Genomic DNA, 15,335 nt, shown 5'->3' on the forward strand with positions numbered 1-15,335 from the left:
GCCGTGCGAGCCGGTGCAGCGTGACAGGGTACGGATGCCTCGCCGGCCGGCACGGCCGCCGCTCCGCTTCCAACCTCTTCAGGGTCCTGCCCATACCGTCGCGGCGCATCCCGAGTCGGGGGAGGGCGAGGGAGATCGCTGCCGCGTGTGCACGAAGTCGTCCGCTGACCGCACTGCACGGGATGTACTGGTCGCCACAGAAGGCACGTGGGTCACAAGCGCCCCTCCTGCCACGCCCGGGCTCACCCGCTGAGCCGCTCGCCGGGTCACCCAGTAGCTGACTCCGCCGCCGGATCGTACGGTTGGTGGGTGGGAGTGCCACGTCGGACACGTGGTTGCGCGGCGGTATCGGTGCGTGTGCAGCGTGCCCGTACCGCCGTGTCTGTCTTCGGCGCCGATGTGGTGACAGTCGGCTGGTCGTGGAGTATCCGATGGACGAGGCGCCCGACATCGGCCTACCGGTCTACCGAGTCGGCCCCGTATGACGTGGAGGCTCACGCGGATGATGCCGTGAGCAAGGGGTCACGGTGTCGGTGGGCGGCAAGCGTCCGGACCGCCCCGGCTGGTTCCGTCCGCCGACGACGCTGACGGACAACACGACCGACATGCAGATGTTCCGCGAGGAGGTCTCCGGCCTGGTGGCCCAGGTGTGGACAGTCTCCTGGCTGGAGGAGGCTCTTCAGATCACCGACGCCCACCTGTAAGCGAGGACGAGGCGGACCGGGTGCTGTTCGTACGCGATGTGCAGTGGGGTAGGGCCCGCACCAACGGCAGTACGGCCGGCTACCCGGAGGTCCCCGTCGGCGGGGCGAAGCGCAGCGGGTACGGGCGTGAGGTGTCGGATCCGGGCATGCGCGAGTGAGCGAACGCCAAGACGGTCTGGGTCGGCGAAAGCGCGGACGGCACGTCGAAGGCGGCGAAAGCGAGGGATCGTCATGATCAAGCCGTATGCACCTTACGACTTCATGCCGCCGATCCCGGGCTTCGCGCTGAGCTCCCAGTCCCTGGCGAACGGGGAGCAACTGGCGCGCGAGCACGTGAGCGGCATCCTGGGAGCGGGCGGATCGGACGTCTCACCGCAGCTGAGCTGGTCCGGCTTCCCCGAGGAGACCCGCAGTTTCACGGTCGCGATGTTCGACCCCGACGTGCCCACCGCCTCGGGCTTCTGGCACTGGGCCGTGGCCAACCTCCCCGTCTCCGTGACCGACCTGCCGGCCGGGGCAGGAGACGGAAGCGCGCTGCCGGGCGGCGCGGTGACGCTGCCCAACGACGCCGGTTACCGAAGGTACCTCGGTCCGGCGACACCTCCGGGCAACGGCCCGGACCGCTACTTCTTGGTGGTGCACGCCGTCGACGTGGAAAAGCTGGACGTGTCCGAGACGACGGCCCCCGCCATGATGGACTTCCAGCTCTATACGCACGCGATCGCGCGAGCGACCATGTACGGCACCTTCGAGCGCTGAGCGGGCTGGACGTCCGGCCTCGGTAGGTTCCGGTGCTCGTTGCATACGATGCCCAGACCACCACGCGGCAACTCGCCCCGCGGTTCGGGGTGTCGCGGTCGGCCGCTGACCGGGCGATCGACCATTTCGGGCCGAATCCTCTTCAGCCCGATTAATAGTTGGCCAAGGGCGCAGAGCAGTCGAAGAACTACTGCTCCGCCCAGCACAAGCAGGACGCGCAAATCGGCGCCGCACCCCGGCTGTGGGGCATGTACTCCATCCCCGGCGTGCACCTGCACGCCCTGGGCGACGTCACTGGCAAGCGCGTCCTCGAACTAGGATGCGGCGCCGGCCAGTGGTCCAGGGCGCTCGCCGCCGAGGGCGCCACCGTGGTCGGTGCCACCCTGGCCCTGGCCACCCTCGGCTTCTGGCTCGGCACGGCGCAGGCCTGACCGCCGCCTTCACCGCCGCCGCGCCGTGCTGATCGTCGCCTGCCCCTGCGCGCTCGGCCTTGCCACGCCCACCGCGCTGATGGTCGGCACCGGCCGCGGCGCCCACCTGGGCATCCTCATCAAGGGCCCCGAAGTCCTGGAGACCACCCGCAAGGTCGACACCATCGTCTTGTACAAGACCGACACCGTCACCCCGGGCAAATGAGGCTGCTGGCCGTCCACACCGCGGACGGCGTGGACGAGGCCGACGTCCTGCGGCTGGCGGGCGCGCTCGAGCACGCCTACGAGCACCCGATCGCCCATGCCGTGGCGAAGGGAGCCGAGGCCAAGGCCGGGAGGACGAGGGGTGGCAAGCGGCGGGGTGACTACAGCCGTCCGGAATGCACATCCAGATGCATGCGGGATGCCATCCGGGGCTGTTCCGGCAGGACCCGCCGGTGAGCTCTTCGCGGGGGCTGCCGGTGTCATGCCCCGCTGCGGGGCTCGGGTACCGGGGTGCCCGGCGGTGTGAAGGCGGCGAGCGCCGTGGCCGTGATGTGCTCGGCCGCACGGTCGGGGTTCAGACGGCCGGCGCGGATCTCTTCCGTCGCGCTGTGCATGACCGCTTGCAGGACATTGACCAGCCATGCGATGGGCAGGTCCGTACGAAAGGCCCCCTCGGCCCGTCCGCGGGCAACCAGCGCCTCGACCCGGGCGGCGGGCCCGGCGTGCAACTCCCGGATGCGTCCCGCGGGAAGCTCGCGTTGGGCGGCGGTGAGTAGTGCCTGAGCCTGGTCCACCAGGTGCCAGCCTGCATCGATGTAGCGCTCCAGGGCGAGCAGTGGATCACCGGTCAGGTCGACCGCGTCCAGTACCTCGTTGCCTCGGTCGAGGGCGCGGCTCATCGCCGCATCGACGACCTCCGCCCGGGAGGTGAAGTGCGCGTACAGCGTCACCCGGCCCACACCCGCGGCCCGCGCGATCTCACTCAGGCTCGCGTCCGGGTTCCGCCCGAGGCATTCGGTCGCTGCCTGCACGATCGCCTCGATGCTGCGCAGAGCGTCGGCGCGCTTGGTGGTGCTCTTGCTGCCCATGCGCTCACCGTACCCCAGAACTCGAACAATCCTGTTTGGATTGCACGCCCCGCGTGTATAACCTGAACATCGCTGTACGGTTTAGTGAAGAGGGGTTGAGCGTCATGAGCGACACGGAAACAACCACCCACAGCGCATCGCAGACACCGCATCCGATGCGGTGGCCAGCTCTGGGGCTGCTGGGAATGGCCCAGTTGATGCTGATCCTCGACATCACCGTCGTCGCGATCGCACTTCCTCACATGGGCGCCGAACTCGGCCTGGACCGCGCGGCACTGACCTGGGTGGTCAGCGGGTACGCCCTCACCTTCGGCAGCCTGATGCTGCTCGGCGGCCGGGCCGCCGACCTGTTCGGCCCCAAGCGGGTCGTTTTGGCCGGCCTTGCCGTCTTCACCGCCGCATCCCTGGCCGCCGGACTCGCCACCGGCGCCCCGCTGCTGCTCACCGCCCGGATCGCGCAGGGGGCGGGCGCCGCGATGCTGTCGCCTGCCGCTCTGTCCGTGGTGGTGCGGCTGTTCGACGGCGACGAACGCAACCGCGCGCTGGGCATCTGGTCGGCACTCGGTGGCGGGGGCGCCGCCCTCGGCGTGCTGGTGGGCGGGCTGATCACCGCAGGCCCTGGCTGGGCCTGGGTCTTCTTCGTCAACGTCCCCGTCGGCGTGATCGTCTTCGTCCTGCTCGCCTGGATCCTGCCCCACCTGCCGCGCGCGGCCGCCGGCTCGCTCGACATACCCGGCGCCGCCCTGGTGGCCGCCGCGACCGGCGCCCTCATCTACGCCCTCATTCGCGCGGGCGACCACGGCTGGGTCAACGCCGCCACCATCGCCCTAGTTTCCGCCGCAGCAGCCGCCTACGCTGCCTTCGCCGCCTGGCAACGCCGGGCGGCCGCACCGCTGATGGACCTGCGCCTGCTCGGCCGGCGCCCGGTCGTGGCGGGCATTTTCGTGATCGCCGTCGCCACCGCGCTGATGGTGGGGGTCTTCTTCCTCGGCTCCTTCTACCTCCAGGAGGGCCAAGGCCACAGCGCCCTGATGACCGGTGTGCTGTTCCTGCCGGTGGCGCTGCTGACCATGGCCGCCGCCACCGTCTCTGGCACCCTGATCGGCCGGATGGGAGCACGACTGCTGGCTGTGGCCGCCATGGCCGTGGCAGCGGCCGGATTCCTCGTACCGGTGCTCTGGTCCGGAACCACCGCTATGGTCACCGGCGTGAGCGTCGCGGCGGCGGGACTGGGCGCCCTGTTCGTCGTCGCCTCCACCACCGCACTTTCCGGCGTCGCACCCCACGAGGCCGGGGTCGCGTCAGGCATCGTCAGCACCTTCCACGAGTTCGGCGCTTCGGTCGGAGCCGCGGCCGCCTCCACCGCCGCTGCCACGAGCATTGCCGTCCAGGCGGGTATTGCCCAAGCCGTCTCAGGATTCGACAACGCGTTTCTCGCCGCCACGGGCATGGCCGCAGCCTCCGCCGTCGTCGCCCTGTGGCTGATCCCAGCAAAGACCAAGTAGGCCAAAGCCGACACCGGCCCGCACCAGAAAAGAGACCGGCGTGTACGACTCATACGAGGTGATCCCCGGTGTGCCCTCCGTCGAGGTCTTCCGCCGACTGCGCACTGAGGCCGGGCTCTCCGAGAAAGCCCCCGAGGCGGTTGCGCTTGCCCTGCCCAACACCTGGTACGGCGTGCTCGTCCACCACGAGGGGCAACCCATCGGCATGGGCCGCATCATCGGTGACGGCGGCACCGCGTTCCAGATCGTCGACATATGCGTTCACCCCGAACACCAAGGACGCGGCCTCGGCATGCGCATCATGGCCGCGCTCACCGACGAACTGGAGCGTCGGGCCCCCGCAACCGCCTACGTCTCGCTGATCGCGGACGGCCCCGCCCGCCACCTCTACGAAAAGTTCGGCTTCGCCGACACCGCCACCCACGACTCCATCGGCATGTACCGGGTGGTAGGCAATGCTGTTGCCCCCAGAAGAGCACAGCCGAAGCCGTAGGGCGCAAGCGCAAGGCACACCGCCAAGGACTGGCTGTACAGCGGCGTGCCTTGACACGGGGCTCTCGCGGAGCAGCCCGGCGTGGCCTGCACAACGGCCTGAAGGCCGCAGGGGAAGACCGGCAGTGGTTGGCGGGTTCCTGCTGATCATCCACACCGGCGGGACGGGCCCTGCTGCCGCTCGTGCTCCTTCTCGAACGGGCCGCCGTCTTCATCGTCCCGGCGTTCACCACAGCGCGGGGCCGGCCGGTCGTACCGCTCGGTCTTGCAGGCCGCGGTCTGAAGCGTGACCGCCGCCATGCCCATGGGCCTTGCAGCACCGCCGGGTTGCGCAGAAGAACTTGACAGAGAACGGGGCGGGTGATTCTGCCGTTGACGGTGCGGATGGCGCGGCCGGGTAATCCGCGGGGCACGGCGGCCGTGTGGGTGCGTGACCGGTTGGACGAGTTATTCACAGATGAGCACTTTGCCGACTGGTATCCGGTTGGCGGGCGGCGTGGGTTGTGGGGGAGGGCGAACGCTTCGGAAGGATGAGGCGATGAACGTGAGCGTCCTGTCGGCTGTGTCGGACAGTACGCGTCCCGCTCCGCTCAGTCGGCCGCCAGCTCCCAGTCGAGGTCCCAGAGCCGGATGCCGTCGTCTCCCGCCGAGACCAAGTTGCGTAGGTCGGGAGTGAGTTCGAGGTGTCGGACATATTGTTGGTGCCCTTCGAGCACGTGCAGGCACCGGCCGGTGGCGACCTCCCACATCCGTATGTCGCGGCCCGCTGAGAAGGCGAACCGGGCGTCGGGTGTGAACCGCACGGCGAAGACCCAGCCCTCGTGCCCCGCGAACTGGCGTACGGAGCGTTCGGCACCGGCCTCCCACAGCCGGATCGGTTCGTCCCCGGCGCCCGAGGACATGACCTGGTGTGTGGACATGGCCAGTCGGCCGTCGGCGCTCAGGCACGCCGACAGGATCGGTTCCCGAGGGCCGGTCCAGGTCCGCAGGCAGGCTCCGGTGTCGAGATCCCGGAGCCGGACCACACCGTTGGTGTCCCCGACCGCCGCGAGCCGTCCGTCCGCGGACGTGGAGATCGCGTTGACCGGGCCGTTCCGGCTGATCGTCGCGACGCAGCGGTCGTCGTCCAGGTCCCATCGGCGAAGGACACCGTCGCCGCCGCCGAGCCAGGCGTACCTTCCGTCGCCGGTGAACCTGATGGTCCGCCTCATGTCCCAGTCCGGAGTGAGCCGACGGCACTCGCCGTCCGCCAGTCGCCGCCGGATGATCGCGAGCGGCTTGGTGCCCTCGCACAGGACGTACTGGCCGTCGTCGCTCAACGCCACCCCGCCCACCCTGCCCGGGTGATCGTCGAGGACGAGCGTGCACGCGCCGCTGTCCAGATCCCAGATCCGTACGGTGCCATCGCTCTGCCCGCTGACGGCGAGCCGGACACCCGCGGCGACACCGATAGCCGTGATGGCGCCGAAGGAGAGGTGGCCGGCGTCCAGTGGCCGCGACCAGGCGGAGCGCAGCCGTATGTGGCGCGCCGAGCGGCCCAGATCGTGCCAGGCGGCCAGGACCTGGGGCGCGCGCTCGTATCCCGGTATCTCTCGCGCGCGGGTCAGCAGGCCGAGGGCTGACCGGTGTCGGCCGTTCGACATCGCTTGGCGTGCGTCGGCGAGCAGTTCCTCGGCCAGTTCGCCGAGCCGGTTGACCTCTGCGTACTCGCGCGGCTGGATCACGTGCGGCTCGGCGGCGTATTCGGTCTCGGGCAACCGCCAACGATGCATGGGCAGTTCGGGATGGCCGCCGACAGAGCAGCCGAAACGGTCGTGGCTGTCCGGGAATCCGACGTGGTGCATACCGTACGCGTGGGCGGTGAAGGTCCGCAGGCACCGGCCGCTGCCCAGCTCCCAGATCTGAACGGTGTGATCGCCGGCCGTTCCGGACATCAGCAGCCGCCCACTGTTGCCGAAGGCCAGGTGACCGGCTGCGGCGGTCAGCCCCGTCAACGTACGCAACTTACGGACCTGCCGACCCTCCGCCACATCCCACAACCGGATCACCCGGTCCTTGCCGGCCACCGCTACCATCCGCCCGTCGGGACTGAAGCACAGCGCATGCGTCGCCGAGCCGGTGGCCAGCACCCGGCACCGGCCATCGGCCACGCTCCATAGCCGCGCCCCGTCCTCCTCGGCGGTGAGGACATGGCGCCCGTCGGCGCTCACCTCGTACTGCGAGCCGTCCAGGGCGCCGTCCTTGAGTGCCGCCCCGAGCGACCACCGGCAGGTCCCGGTTCGCGGTTCCCAGATCTGGACGCGCCCGTCCACGCCCTGCCACACACCGACGCGCCCGTCGGCACTCAACCTGACCGGGCACCCCGTGTCGCGTGCGGCGGAGCGGATGGTGCGGGTACACCTTCCCGCCCTGAGATCCCAGAACTGCACCGTGCCGTCGCGGCTCGTGGACAGTGCGTACGAGCCGTCAGGGGTGAGGTCGACGCCGAGCACCTGCGTGCGGTGGCCCTCGACCGCCAACCGTTGTGTGCGGGTCGCCGTGTCCCACAGACGGAGCACGCCGTCCCAGTGGCCGCTCAGCGCGAGGCGTGCGTCCGGAGTGAACCGGATCGGCAGGTAGCCCATCACCTTGTGCCGGGCCAGCAGTTCCACCGGCGCGAACGGCACCGCGAATGGTTCGCCAAACTCGCGGGTGCCGGTGTGGCGGGCATCGGCCACGGTTCCTGAGGCCGCCACCCGCAGGGCCGCCCGAACGTCGGTGTCGTCGGGCCGTTCGCGCGCGAGGGCGTGGAGCAGGTCGCGTGCCGCCGCCAGGTCGCCGCGTTCGAGGTGAACCCGGGCCAGGAACAGCTGCACCTGCCAGGAGGACGCGCCGGACCCGCGCGGGATCGCCCGCAGCCGGGAGACGAGTTCTTCATCGGTGATCGCCCCCGTACGCCACCTGAACAGGCCACCGTTGTACACGGCCCCGATGTGGTGCGGGTCGACCGCGAGCGCCTGGCCGAAGGCCTGCTCGGCGTCGCCGGCCCGGTCCAGGTCGAGGAGCGACAGGCCACGGTTGTTGAGCTCGTCGGCGCGCAGATCGGCGGCCTGGGGCGTGGGACGCGGGTACGCCGAGCCGATCGCCTGCTCGTATATCCCGGTCAGTACGTCCGCGATGTCCGCCATCGAGGCCGGCCGGTGGGCCGGGTGCCGCCGCAGGCAGCGCCGGAGCAGGTGGGCGACTTCCGGCGGCGCCACGACCGGATTCGAGGGGTCGGCCAGATATTCCTCCAGTGCGAGACCCGCTACCGAACCAGCCGCCCAGTGGACACCGCCGGTGAACATCTCCAGGACCGAGACCGCAAAACTGTACACATCGCTGCGCCGCCCGACCGGCTCCCCCGCGAGCTGCTCCGGCGACGCGTAGCCGACCGTCATGCCGCCGGATGGCACCAGCGCGCTGACACCCGGGCCCAGTTGGAGGTCAGTCAGGGCCGTGGTGGCCTTGGACCGGGCGAGACCGAAGTCGGTGATCTTCGCGGCCCCCGTGCGGTCGAGCAGCACGTTGGCCGGCTTCACGTCCTGGTGCACCACATCTCTGCCATGGGCGTGCTCGAGCCCACGGGCCGCTTGGACTGCCGTGTCGAGCACACGGGCGAGGGCCTGTCGCGCATCCCCGGCGTAGAGCCGCCCGTCGCGGATCCAGTCGGCCAGGCTGCCGCCGTCGACGTACTCGGCGAACACGCGGGGGACACCGTCGATCACCCGTACGTAATGGCAGGCGCAGACGTTCGGATGGAGTCCGAGGGACACCCACGTCTCGGCCTCCCTGACGAACAGCTCCTGATCGCCGGGGCTCCGGAACAGCTCGGGCCGTGAACTCTTCACCGCCATGTCGATGCCCCAGGCGAGATGCCGTACGCGGTGCACGACGCCCATCCCGCCCCGGCCGAGCTCGCCGATCACCCGGTACCGGCCGTCGATGGTCTCGCCGGTCGCCCCAACGGCCGACGACGTAGGTGCGTTCACTGCGATTCCCCCTCGTGGTGGCGGCAGAGTCGCTGTCCTGGAGGGCATGGACGCAGAAGACCCCGTGGTCAGACTTGAACGAGGATCAGTATGTGTCGCTGTCGGTCCTGGTGTCGATGATGCAGATCCACTGTGGGGTCGCACTCGGCTCGCGACAGATACTTACGGCCGGAGTGACCCCCGGCGGGTGTGCACGGCAAACGGCTCTGTCTCACATTCGGGGTGCTTGACGGGGACGGCGGGGTCCTCGGCCCGGCGTTCGCGCAGGTGCTTGCGGCAGGGGTCGACGAGGCCGGCTCGGTAGCGCGCTGACAGATGGGCTCGTCGGCACCGGCCTGAGGATGTAGCTGTCGCGCCTTTCCGGTGCACGGCGGCCGTCGGGTCATGCCCACGCAGTATTGGCCGGCTCCCTCCTGCGCTCCCGGAGGGGCGCAGGAGCCACCTCGGCTGACCTCCCGGCCGGGGTCGAGGCTGAGCTGCTGCGGTGCGCCTGCTGCGCCCACCAGGTGCTCGGCGCGGACCGAGACTCCGCGTACCCGGGCCCGCTTGGGTCCGAGACGTTCGAAGACCGCGATCGCCGCGTCCCGCAGGTCGTCGGTGAACGCGCTCCGCTCGGCGAGGGTACGGGACCGCGACACGCTGCGCCGCCGGGATGCGCGGGACTGCTTGGGCTTGGGGTCGGCCCCGAGTTGCGAGGCGCGTCGCGGGTGTCGGCGCTGTGCAGGACGCTACGGCGGTGGGCCGCCGATTCCACTTGCGTTGAACTCGAGGTCGCCGCCAAGAGTCTCGATCAGGTCATCCGTCGGCGAAAAGCGCGCAAAGCCTTGTGCCTCAAGAACGATCGCATTCATCATGCCAACGACCGCTCCACGGACGTTAGTTGGGAGTCATTTTGATCAAGGAAAAGGCTGTCGAGCTGGGCCGGAGAACCGCCACCACGTTGGCGGTCACCTCCCTTGCGCTTCTCGGCTCGGTGTCGACTGCCCAGGCGGGCGGCTCGTGCACTGTCACGGGCTGCTCCGAGTTCACCAACGGCAGCCACCTCGGAGTCCTCGCCGTCCAAAACTGGACCTGCTCGACCGGGACGACGGCTACCGCCAGCACGGGCTGCGTGAGTCTCAGTTCCACGAAGTGGATCTACCCGACGGAGCGGACTCCGAGCGGTCAGGACTGGGACGCCTTCCGTGTCGACGCGGGCTACTGCTACAAGGTCGAGTTCCTGAACGAGTTCCCGCTTTTGACGAAGAGGTGGACCATGACCTACGACCGGTCGAACTCCAGCACGCCGGTCTACGTCAAGATCGAGAATCCGTCGCAGGCGTACATCATCGCGCAGAAGGCTGGTTCCTGCCCGTAAACGATGGCCCGCGAGCACAAGTGCTCGTGACCGTACTCACTGACGAGGCACGGTCCGGCGGATCAGGGCCGGAGCCATAAGCGGATCGCTCCGCGGTGACGGTGCCCAGCGCGGACAACGCGCTGGGCGAGTCCTTCAGGCCACCTTCATGCACGAGCCTCTGCAGACCTGTTCGTCGCTTTCGGCTGACGCAGGTACGCCGGCCGCGAAGCCGCCGGACGTGAGCGCGGAAAGCGACCGAGGCGTTCCAGGGTGCGGTCACGGCGTTCGACGAGGACGGCGGTTGCCCCAAGCCGGAGCCGAACGCGTACTGGGACCAGATGCAGGCACTCGTCGAGCCCGCGCGGACCCTGCGGGCCACGACGAACGCGGACAAGGCGGGCACGGAGTTCTGGTCGGAGGCGTACGCGCTGATCGACACCATGGCGGACGGCATCAAGGCCGCCGGGGCCGTACGACACCGTACGGGCCCCGGCGGTAAATGCGGCGCAAAGCCTCCGGGCGACGCGCCTGCCACGACGCGGTGGCACGGGGCAGCGACGGCCGGGGGCCGCAGCAGGGGGCGACGGAGGGCGTGCCATGATCATGGCGTCGAACGCCCATTCAGGCCGCAGGGAGGCAGTACCGTGTCCGAGCAGCACCTCGACCGCATGCCCGAGGACTGGCAGCGGGCGCTCGCCGTCGTCGCTCATCCCGACGACCTGGAGTACGGTGCCGCCGCGGCCATCGGCCGCTGGACGGAGGCCGGCCGCGAGATCAGCTACCTGCTCGTGACGCGCGGCGAGGCCGGCATCGACGGCGTGCACCCGGAGGACGCGGCGCGAATACGGGAGGCCGAGCAGCGCGCCAGTGCCGGGGTGGTCGGCGTGAAGGCCGTGGAGTTCCTAAATCACCGCGACGGCGTCGTCGAGGAGAGTCCGGCCCTGCGCCGCGAGATCGCCGCCGCGATCCGCCGGTACCGCCCCGAGCTGCTGATCACGCTGTCCCACCACGACACCTGGGGCGGCACGGTCTGGAACACCCCGGACCACCGGGCCGTCGGCCGAGCCGCCCTCGACGCGGCGGGCGACGCGGGCAACCGGTGGATCTTCCCCGAACTCGCCCAAGACGAGGGGCTGGAACCCTGGGGCGGCGTGCGCTGGGTGGCGGTCGCGGGATCGCCGTACCCCACGCACGCGGTAGAGGTCGGCGACACCGACGTCGAGCGGGCCGTCGCCTCCCTCGCCGAGCACCAGGCGTACATCCGGGCGCTCACTGACCAGGAACCGGCCGACTACGCGCGCGAAGTCGTCGGCCGCAGCCTGGAGATCGCGGCGCGGCGCTTCGGAGACCGTCCGGCGGTGGCGTTCCAGCTCTACCCGCGGTAGCGGCAGGGGTGGCCGGCCCCGCCCGCCTCAGCCGGGGACCATCAGAAGGAGAGGGCGGCTGCTGCGTCGTGGGAGAGGGTCTCGACCTCTGGAACGTCGTCGGGGAAGGCGCTGACGGTTTCGGCGTTGGGGTGAGGGTAGGGCCGTGGATGCCCCAGTCCTCGGCGGCAAGGGTGTGGTCGGACCATCGGGCTCCTCATGACGGCGGGCCGGCGTCCGGCTGGTCAGGTGCGTCGTCAGGATCGAGCCGTTCGATGCTGGCGGTGAGCTCGGCGGGGATCACCATGACGGGACCGCTGTTGTCGGCCGAGACGGCCCAGTCCCCTTCAAGGGTGAGGGTGAGGGCGGGGTCGGTGATCCGGATGTCGCCGCTTTGACCGCCGCGGTGGCGTACGAGGTAGGCGGGCATCGTCACCTGCGCGGGGCCACGTCATCGACCCGGTGTGGGTCTTTCGGGGCGGCGCCTGGCGGGCCCCTTGCCCTGCTGGCCGCGTTCCCTTTCTGGTCGCAGAACAGCGACGGGCGGACGTTGCGCGCACTCCTCAGAGCCCCTCCCGAGGGGGCGTGCGTGCGCCGGAGCGGACCGGAGCGGGGGATCCCGGTGAGTGCGCGGTCGGGTTCGGCGACGAAGAGACGGCCCGTCCGTCCTCGGGAGGACGGGGGCCAGTCGCGATGGTGATGAGGGTGCCGACGGCGGGCGCCAGGGCGGTCACGGTCGGGGACGCGCCCCCGATCGTGACCGCCGTAGCACCTTGGGAATCAGTTGCCGACGGGGTAGCGGCTGGTGATCGCGACGCGGTTGAAGGCGTTCATCACCGTTGCCAGCCAGGCGACGACCGAGATCTGGTCTGCGGTGAGTACGGCCGCTGCGGCGTCGTAGTCCTCGTCGCGGACATGTCCGTCCGGCACGAGGGTGATCGCCTCGGTCAGGCGGAGGGCGGCACGGTCGGTCTCGGAGAAGTAGCCGGTCTCTTCCCATGCGGGCAGCACGGCGATCCGGTCGGGGTTCTCGCCCTTCTTGAGGGCGTCGCCGGTGTGCATGCGCAGGCAGAACGCGCAGCCGTTGATCTGAGAGGTTCGGATCCTCAACAGCTCGACCAGGAGCGGGTCGAGTCCCGCTGCGGCGGCAGCCTCTTCCACCTCTGACGACAGGGCGATGAGAGTCTTGTAGGCGGCCGGGTGCTGCTTGCCGAGGTTGACCCGCTGGGTGTTGGTCACGGTTCGTTCGATTCCTTCGTGTGGCGTGTGCGGTGTACGTCGTGGGACGCGTATTGATGGGTGGTGGTATGAGTTCCGGCAGGAGGCAGAGTGTTGGTGCGGAGCGTCGCCGCCCGCTGTGTCCTCCGGCTACGACTTCGGATCGTCGAGCTTGAGCTTGTCTCCGGTGTCGGAGACGAAGACGACCAGAAGCTTGGCGTGCTCGGTCCGGCTGGTGTTCTGCGTGAGGACGTGGTGGGCGCCCGGTTGCTCGACCCAGTTCTCGCCTTGGTGGTAGGTGCTCACGGGCTTGCTGTCGAGCTGGCTGCGAACGGTGCCTTCGAGGACGTAGGCGTAGACGAACGCCTGGCCGTGCCGGTGCGGAAGCGCGCTGGCGTTGGGCGGCAAGTCGACGATCGCCGAGGTGAACGTCTTGCCCTTCACGTTCGGAAGCGCCTGCTGAAGCAGCGGCTTGAAGGTTTCTGAGGGGCGTGTCGATGCCGTGACCGTCGCCGCCACCTTGGCAGTGGCGGGCTCGTCGGAGGTCGAGCAGGCCGTGGCCGTAATCAGCGCGGCGACGGCGAGCAGCCCACCGGCGATTCGTATGTCCATCACGATGGGTCTCCTGATTCGGTCTTCCGAGACGCGGATGATCGTTTTGCCGCGCGTGCGCCGGTTGCGGGCGAGGGGATGACGGACAGAGGGCGCACCGCTCCGACGGGCAGTTCGCGACCCGGCACGCTCGGCATCCGGTCGCGGCCGGCACGGTTCACCAGGTCGCCGACCGGTCGAGTTTTCCCGAGGTGAACCCCGCGGCGTGCACCTGACCGATGACGTCGTTGTCGGCGGCGTCGGGGTAGGGCATGTCCGCCAGGGGCAGTCCCGCGACCCAGGTGTCATGGTCACGGACGGTGATGGCTCGCATTGCGCAGATCCTCGCTGGGTGCGGTGTGAAGGCTGAGACGCGGGGCCGAAGGTGAACATCTCCGTCAGGCAACGGACCGCTTGCTCACCGAATGCTCCAGCGCCGAGTCCACCACGGGGCCAAGCGAGCGGGCAGCTCGTGGCCGGAAGCGGTGGACACGTCTTCGACTGTAGGCCCACAGGCGGCTCCTTTGCGTAGGCCACTTCTAGGAGAAGATCTTGGGCCATTTGGAAAGGGGAAGCCGTCGTGCCGGTCTCGGCCGATCACCTTGGTGTGCAGGGCCCACTTCCTCGAGGACGACGTCCGGGTCCAGCAGCCCGTGTGTGGCGCGCGGAAAGCCGACGGCAGCTGTCGGACTTCGCCCGTCCCCAGCACCTCGGTGCCCCGGATTCTTCCCGTCGCCCGCCGCGTCCTCCGCCCCTCCCATTGCTTCGGCGAGGCTCCAGGGCCACAACGAGCCCGTTCACCGAGGGAAACATGACGGTAGCTGCCCCGCAGCAGACAGGTCATATGACTCATGTCCGGCGATGCGGTGATGCGTAGGCTCCTCGATGCGGTGTTGGCCTGCCGATCATCGGGCTTGAGCTTCGAACGAGACCCGAAATCCGATGTGCCGAATCACCGCGCACGAAGACAGGAACGAACCTCATTGGCGGTTCGGAAGGTGGGGTCTCGCAGTGGCTCAGGGCGTCGGCGAAGGTGATCTGCAGGTCGGGGCGTCGGTTGACGGCGTGCTTCGCAGCAGGCCAAGGGCCACACCGTGGTTGTTCCGTGCGGCGGACCGGGCGGACAGCAGAGTGGGCCGCACCTGCCACCACGTGGTCCTGCAGTCCGTGGACGACCTCGGCGGCGGCCTCTCGCAGGTGTCGGGACGGGCCGATGCGGCGCCTTCGGGGGCTCCGCTTCCCTGACGGCTGTCAGCTGCCCGTCTGACAGCCGTCAGATCGTCAGGCTCAAGAGGCCTCCGCACCTTCGCACGTCCATTCGGACAAGAAGAGGGATCTTCGTGAGCTTCGACTGTCACGGCGGTAACGCACCAGGACGTCGCGCGACTGCGACGCACCGGCCGGATTCATCCGCCGATGCGGACGGTGCCCTCCCCTCCCTCCCGGTTCGCCCTTGTTGTGGCCGAAGTTGTCACGGGCGTCGGGAAATCGCCTGATGGGCCTCCGGGCTCTTCCCATTCGCCGTCCGGCGGGTCCGACCGCCCGCTGGCGTGGGGGAGGCACGGATGTTGGCGACAGTCGCGTCGGGGCCGGACCGCGCCGGTTCGAGCCGTCAGGCACCGGAGTTCCAAGGCGAACCGCTGACTTGACTCGATAGTGACGCCACCTTAGCCATGGAGCGTTGGCGCGAATGGAATTGGTGGGCCTTCCACGGGTGGCGACACGTCACATCGGGTGCGGTCAGGTGCATTAGTAGACTGTCGCAGCTAATGTGTGGGGTATAGGTGGCGGAGTTTGGTGCGTGCGTCGTGGGTGGTGAACTGCCAGTTCACCTGACGTTGGTCGGTGT

Annotated in this window: 12 protein-coding genes and 5 pseudogenes; 9 read left to right on the forward strand and 8 right to left on the reverse strand. The window is 69.5% G+C overall.

Annotation, left to right across the window (positions count from 1 at the left end; translation table 11 throughout):
- Window positions 1-521: 521 nt before the first annotated feature.
- The 5 genes and pseudogenes from PV342_RS28960 to PV342_RS28980 form a co-directional block, all read left to right on the forward strand.
- A pseudogene (locus PV342_RS28960) lies at window positions 522-704 on the forward strand (aldehyde dehydrogenase family protein); the annotation flags it as partial.
- A gap of 20 nt (window positions 705-724) precedes the next feature.
- Window positions 725-862, forward strand: coding sequence for a hypothetical protein (locus PV342_RS28965; RefSeq protein ID WP_500319241.1), 138 nt, complete (start codon window positions 725-727; stop codon window positions 860-862).
- Window positions 863-935: 73 nt separating this feature from the next.
- On the forward strand, window positions 936-1,463 hold the full coding sequence (locus tag PV342_RS28970) for a YbhB/YbcL family Raf kinase inhibitor-like protein (protein ID WP_500319243.1): 528 nt from the start codon (window positions 936-938) through the stop codon (window positions 1,461-1,463).
- Between the two features lie 59 nt (window positions 1,464-1,522).
- A pseudogene (locus tag PV342_RS28975) lies at window positions 1,523-1,600 on the forward strand (helix-turn-helix domain-containing protein); the annotation flags it as partial.
- A gap of 246 nt (window positions 1,601-1,846) precedes the next feature.
- Window positions 1,847-2,230 (forward strand): annotated as a pseudogene (locus tag PV342_RS28980) (heavy metal translocating P-type ATPase); the annotation flags it as partial.
- 128 nt (window positions 2,231-2,358) lie between these two features.
- On the opposite strand, the gene PV342_RS28985 reads toward PV342_RS28980, so the two are convergent.
- Window positions 2,359-2,967, reverse strand: a complete 609-nt coding sequence (locus tag PV342_RS28985; protein ID WP_500319245.1) for a TetR/AcrR family transcriptional regulator — start codon at window positions 2,965-2,967, stop codon at window positions 2,359-2,361.
- A gap of 155 nt (window positions 2,968-3,122) precedes the next feature.
- On the opposite strand from PV342_RS28985, the gene PV342_RS28990 reads away from it, so the two are divergent.
- Complete coding sequence (locus PV342_RS28990; RefSeq protein ID WP_500319247.1) at window positions 3,123-4,472, forward strand: MFS transporter; 1,350 nt, start codon at window positions 3,123-3,125, stop codon at window positions 4,470-4,472.
- Between the two features lie 40 nt (window positions 4,473-4,512).
- Complete coding sequence (locus tag PV342_RS28995; protein WP_400805047.1) at window positions 4,513-4,965, forward strand: GNAT family N-acetyltransferase; 453 nt, start codon at window positions 4,513-4,515, stop codon at window positions 4,963-4,965.
- A gap of 589 nt (window positions 4,966-5,554) precedes the next feature.
- Here the strand turns inward: PV342_RS28995 and PV342_RS29000 are convergent.
- From PV342_RS29000 to PV342_RS29010, 3 genes and pseudogenes are all read right to left on the reverse strand, one after another.
- On the reverse strand, window positions 5,555-8,974 hold the full coding sequence (locus tag PV342_RS29000; RefSeq protein ID WP_500319249.1) for a WD40 repeat domain-containing serine/threonine protein kinase: 3,420 nt from the start codon (window positions 8,972-8,974) through the stop codon (window positions 5,555-5,557).
- A 479-nt stretch (window positions 8,975-9,453) separates the two neighbouring features.
- A pseudogene (locus PV342_RS29005) lies at window positions 9,454-9,618 on the reverse strand (DinB/UmuC family translesion DNA polymerase); the annotation flags it as partial.
- 84 nt (window positions 9,619-9,702) lie between these two features.
- On the reverse strand, window positions 9,703-9,828 hold the full coding sequence (locus PV342_RS29010) for a hypothetical protein (protein ID WP_386992796.1): 126 nt from the start codon (window positions 9,826-9,828) through the stop codon (window positions 9,703-9,705).
- Window positions 9,829-10,085: 257 nt separating this feature from the next.
- Here PV342_RS29010 and PV342_RS29015 point away from each other — a divergent pair, with 257 nt between their 5' ends.
- Both PV342_RS29015 and PV342_RS29020 read left to right on the forward strand, forming a co-directional pair.
- Window positions 10,086-10,331, forward strand: a complete 246-nt coding sequence (locus tag PV342_RS29015) for a hypothetical protein (RefSeq protein WP_158689661.1) — start codon at window positions 10,086-10,088, stop codon at window positions 10,329-10,331.
- 650 nt (window positions 10,332-10,981) lie between these two features.
- Window positions 10,982-11,698 carry a PIG-L deacetylase family protein gene (locus PV342_RS29020; RefSeq protein ID WP_400805173.1) on the forward strand — a complete coding sequence of 239 codons (717 nt, stop codon included), beginning with the start codon at window positions 10,982-10,984 and terminating at the stop codon, window positions 11,696-11,698.
- A gap of 196 nt (window positions 11,699-11,894) precedes the next feature.
- Here the strand turns inward: PV342_RS29020 and PV342_RS29025 are convergent, their stop codons facing one another.
- From PV342_RS29025 to PV342_RS29040, 4 genes and pseudogenes are all read right to left on the reverse strand, one after another.
- Entirely contained in the window at window positions 11,895-12,107 is a 213-nt protein-coding gene (locus tag PV342_RS29025; protein ID WP_386992800.1) for a hypothetical protein, read from the reverse strand.
- Between the two features lie 350 nt (window positions 12,108-12,457).
- Complete coding sequence (locus PV342_RS29030) at window positions 12,458-12,916, reverse strand: carboxymuconolactone decarboxylase family protein (RefSeq protein ID WP_329190608.1); 459 nt, start codon at window positions 12,914-12,916, stop codon at window positions 12,458-12,460.
- Window positions 12,917-13,045: 129 nt separating this feature from the next.
- A complete protein-coding gene (locus PV342_RS29035) occupies window positions 13,046-13,507 on the reverse strand; it encodes a cupin domain-containing protein (protein WP_400805175.1) in 462 nt (153 codons plus the stop codon).
- Between the two features lie 110 nt (window positions 13,508-13,617).
- Window positions 13,618-13,820 (reverse strand): annotated as a pseudogene (locus PV342_RS29040) (NADP-dependent oxidoreductase); the annotation flags it as partial.
- Between the last annotated feature and the right edge of the window lie 1,515 nt (window positions 13,821-15,335).

The organism is Streptomyces sp. PA03-3a, from assembly GCF_033792735.1.
Classification (GTDB): Bacteria; Actinomycetota; Actinomycetes; order Streptomycetales; family Streptomycetaceae; genus Actinacidiphila.

Coding starts and splice junctions, on each gene's coding strand:
- PV342_RS28990 (WP_500319247.1), top strand. CDS start 3,123: ATGCGGTGGCCAGCTCTGGGGCTGCTGGGAATGGCCCAGTTGATGCTG.
- PV342_RS28970 (WP_500319243.1), top strand. CDS start 936: ATGATCAAGCCGTATGCACCTTACGACTTCATGCCGCCGATCCCGGGC.
- PV342_RS29020 (WP_400805173.1), top strand. CDS start 10,982: ATGCCCGAGGACTGGCAGCGGGCGCTCGCCGTCGTCGCTCATCCCGAC.
- PV342_RS29010 (WP_386992796.1), bottom strand. CDS start 9,828: ATGATGAATGCGATCGTTCTTGAGGCACAAGGCTTTGCGCGCTTTTCG.
- PV342_RS29025 (WP_386992800.1), bottom strand. CDS start 12,107: ATGCCCGCCTACCTCGTACGCCACCGCGGCGGTCAAAGCGGCGACATC.
- PV342_RS29035 (WP_400805175.1), bottom strand. CDS start 13,507: ATGGACATACGAATCGCCGGTGGGCTGCTCGCCGTCGCCGCGCTGATT.
- PV342_RS28985 (WP_500319245.1), bottom strand. CDS start 2,967: ATGGGCAGCAAGAGCACCACCAAGCGCGCCGACGCTCTGCGCAGCATC.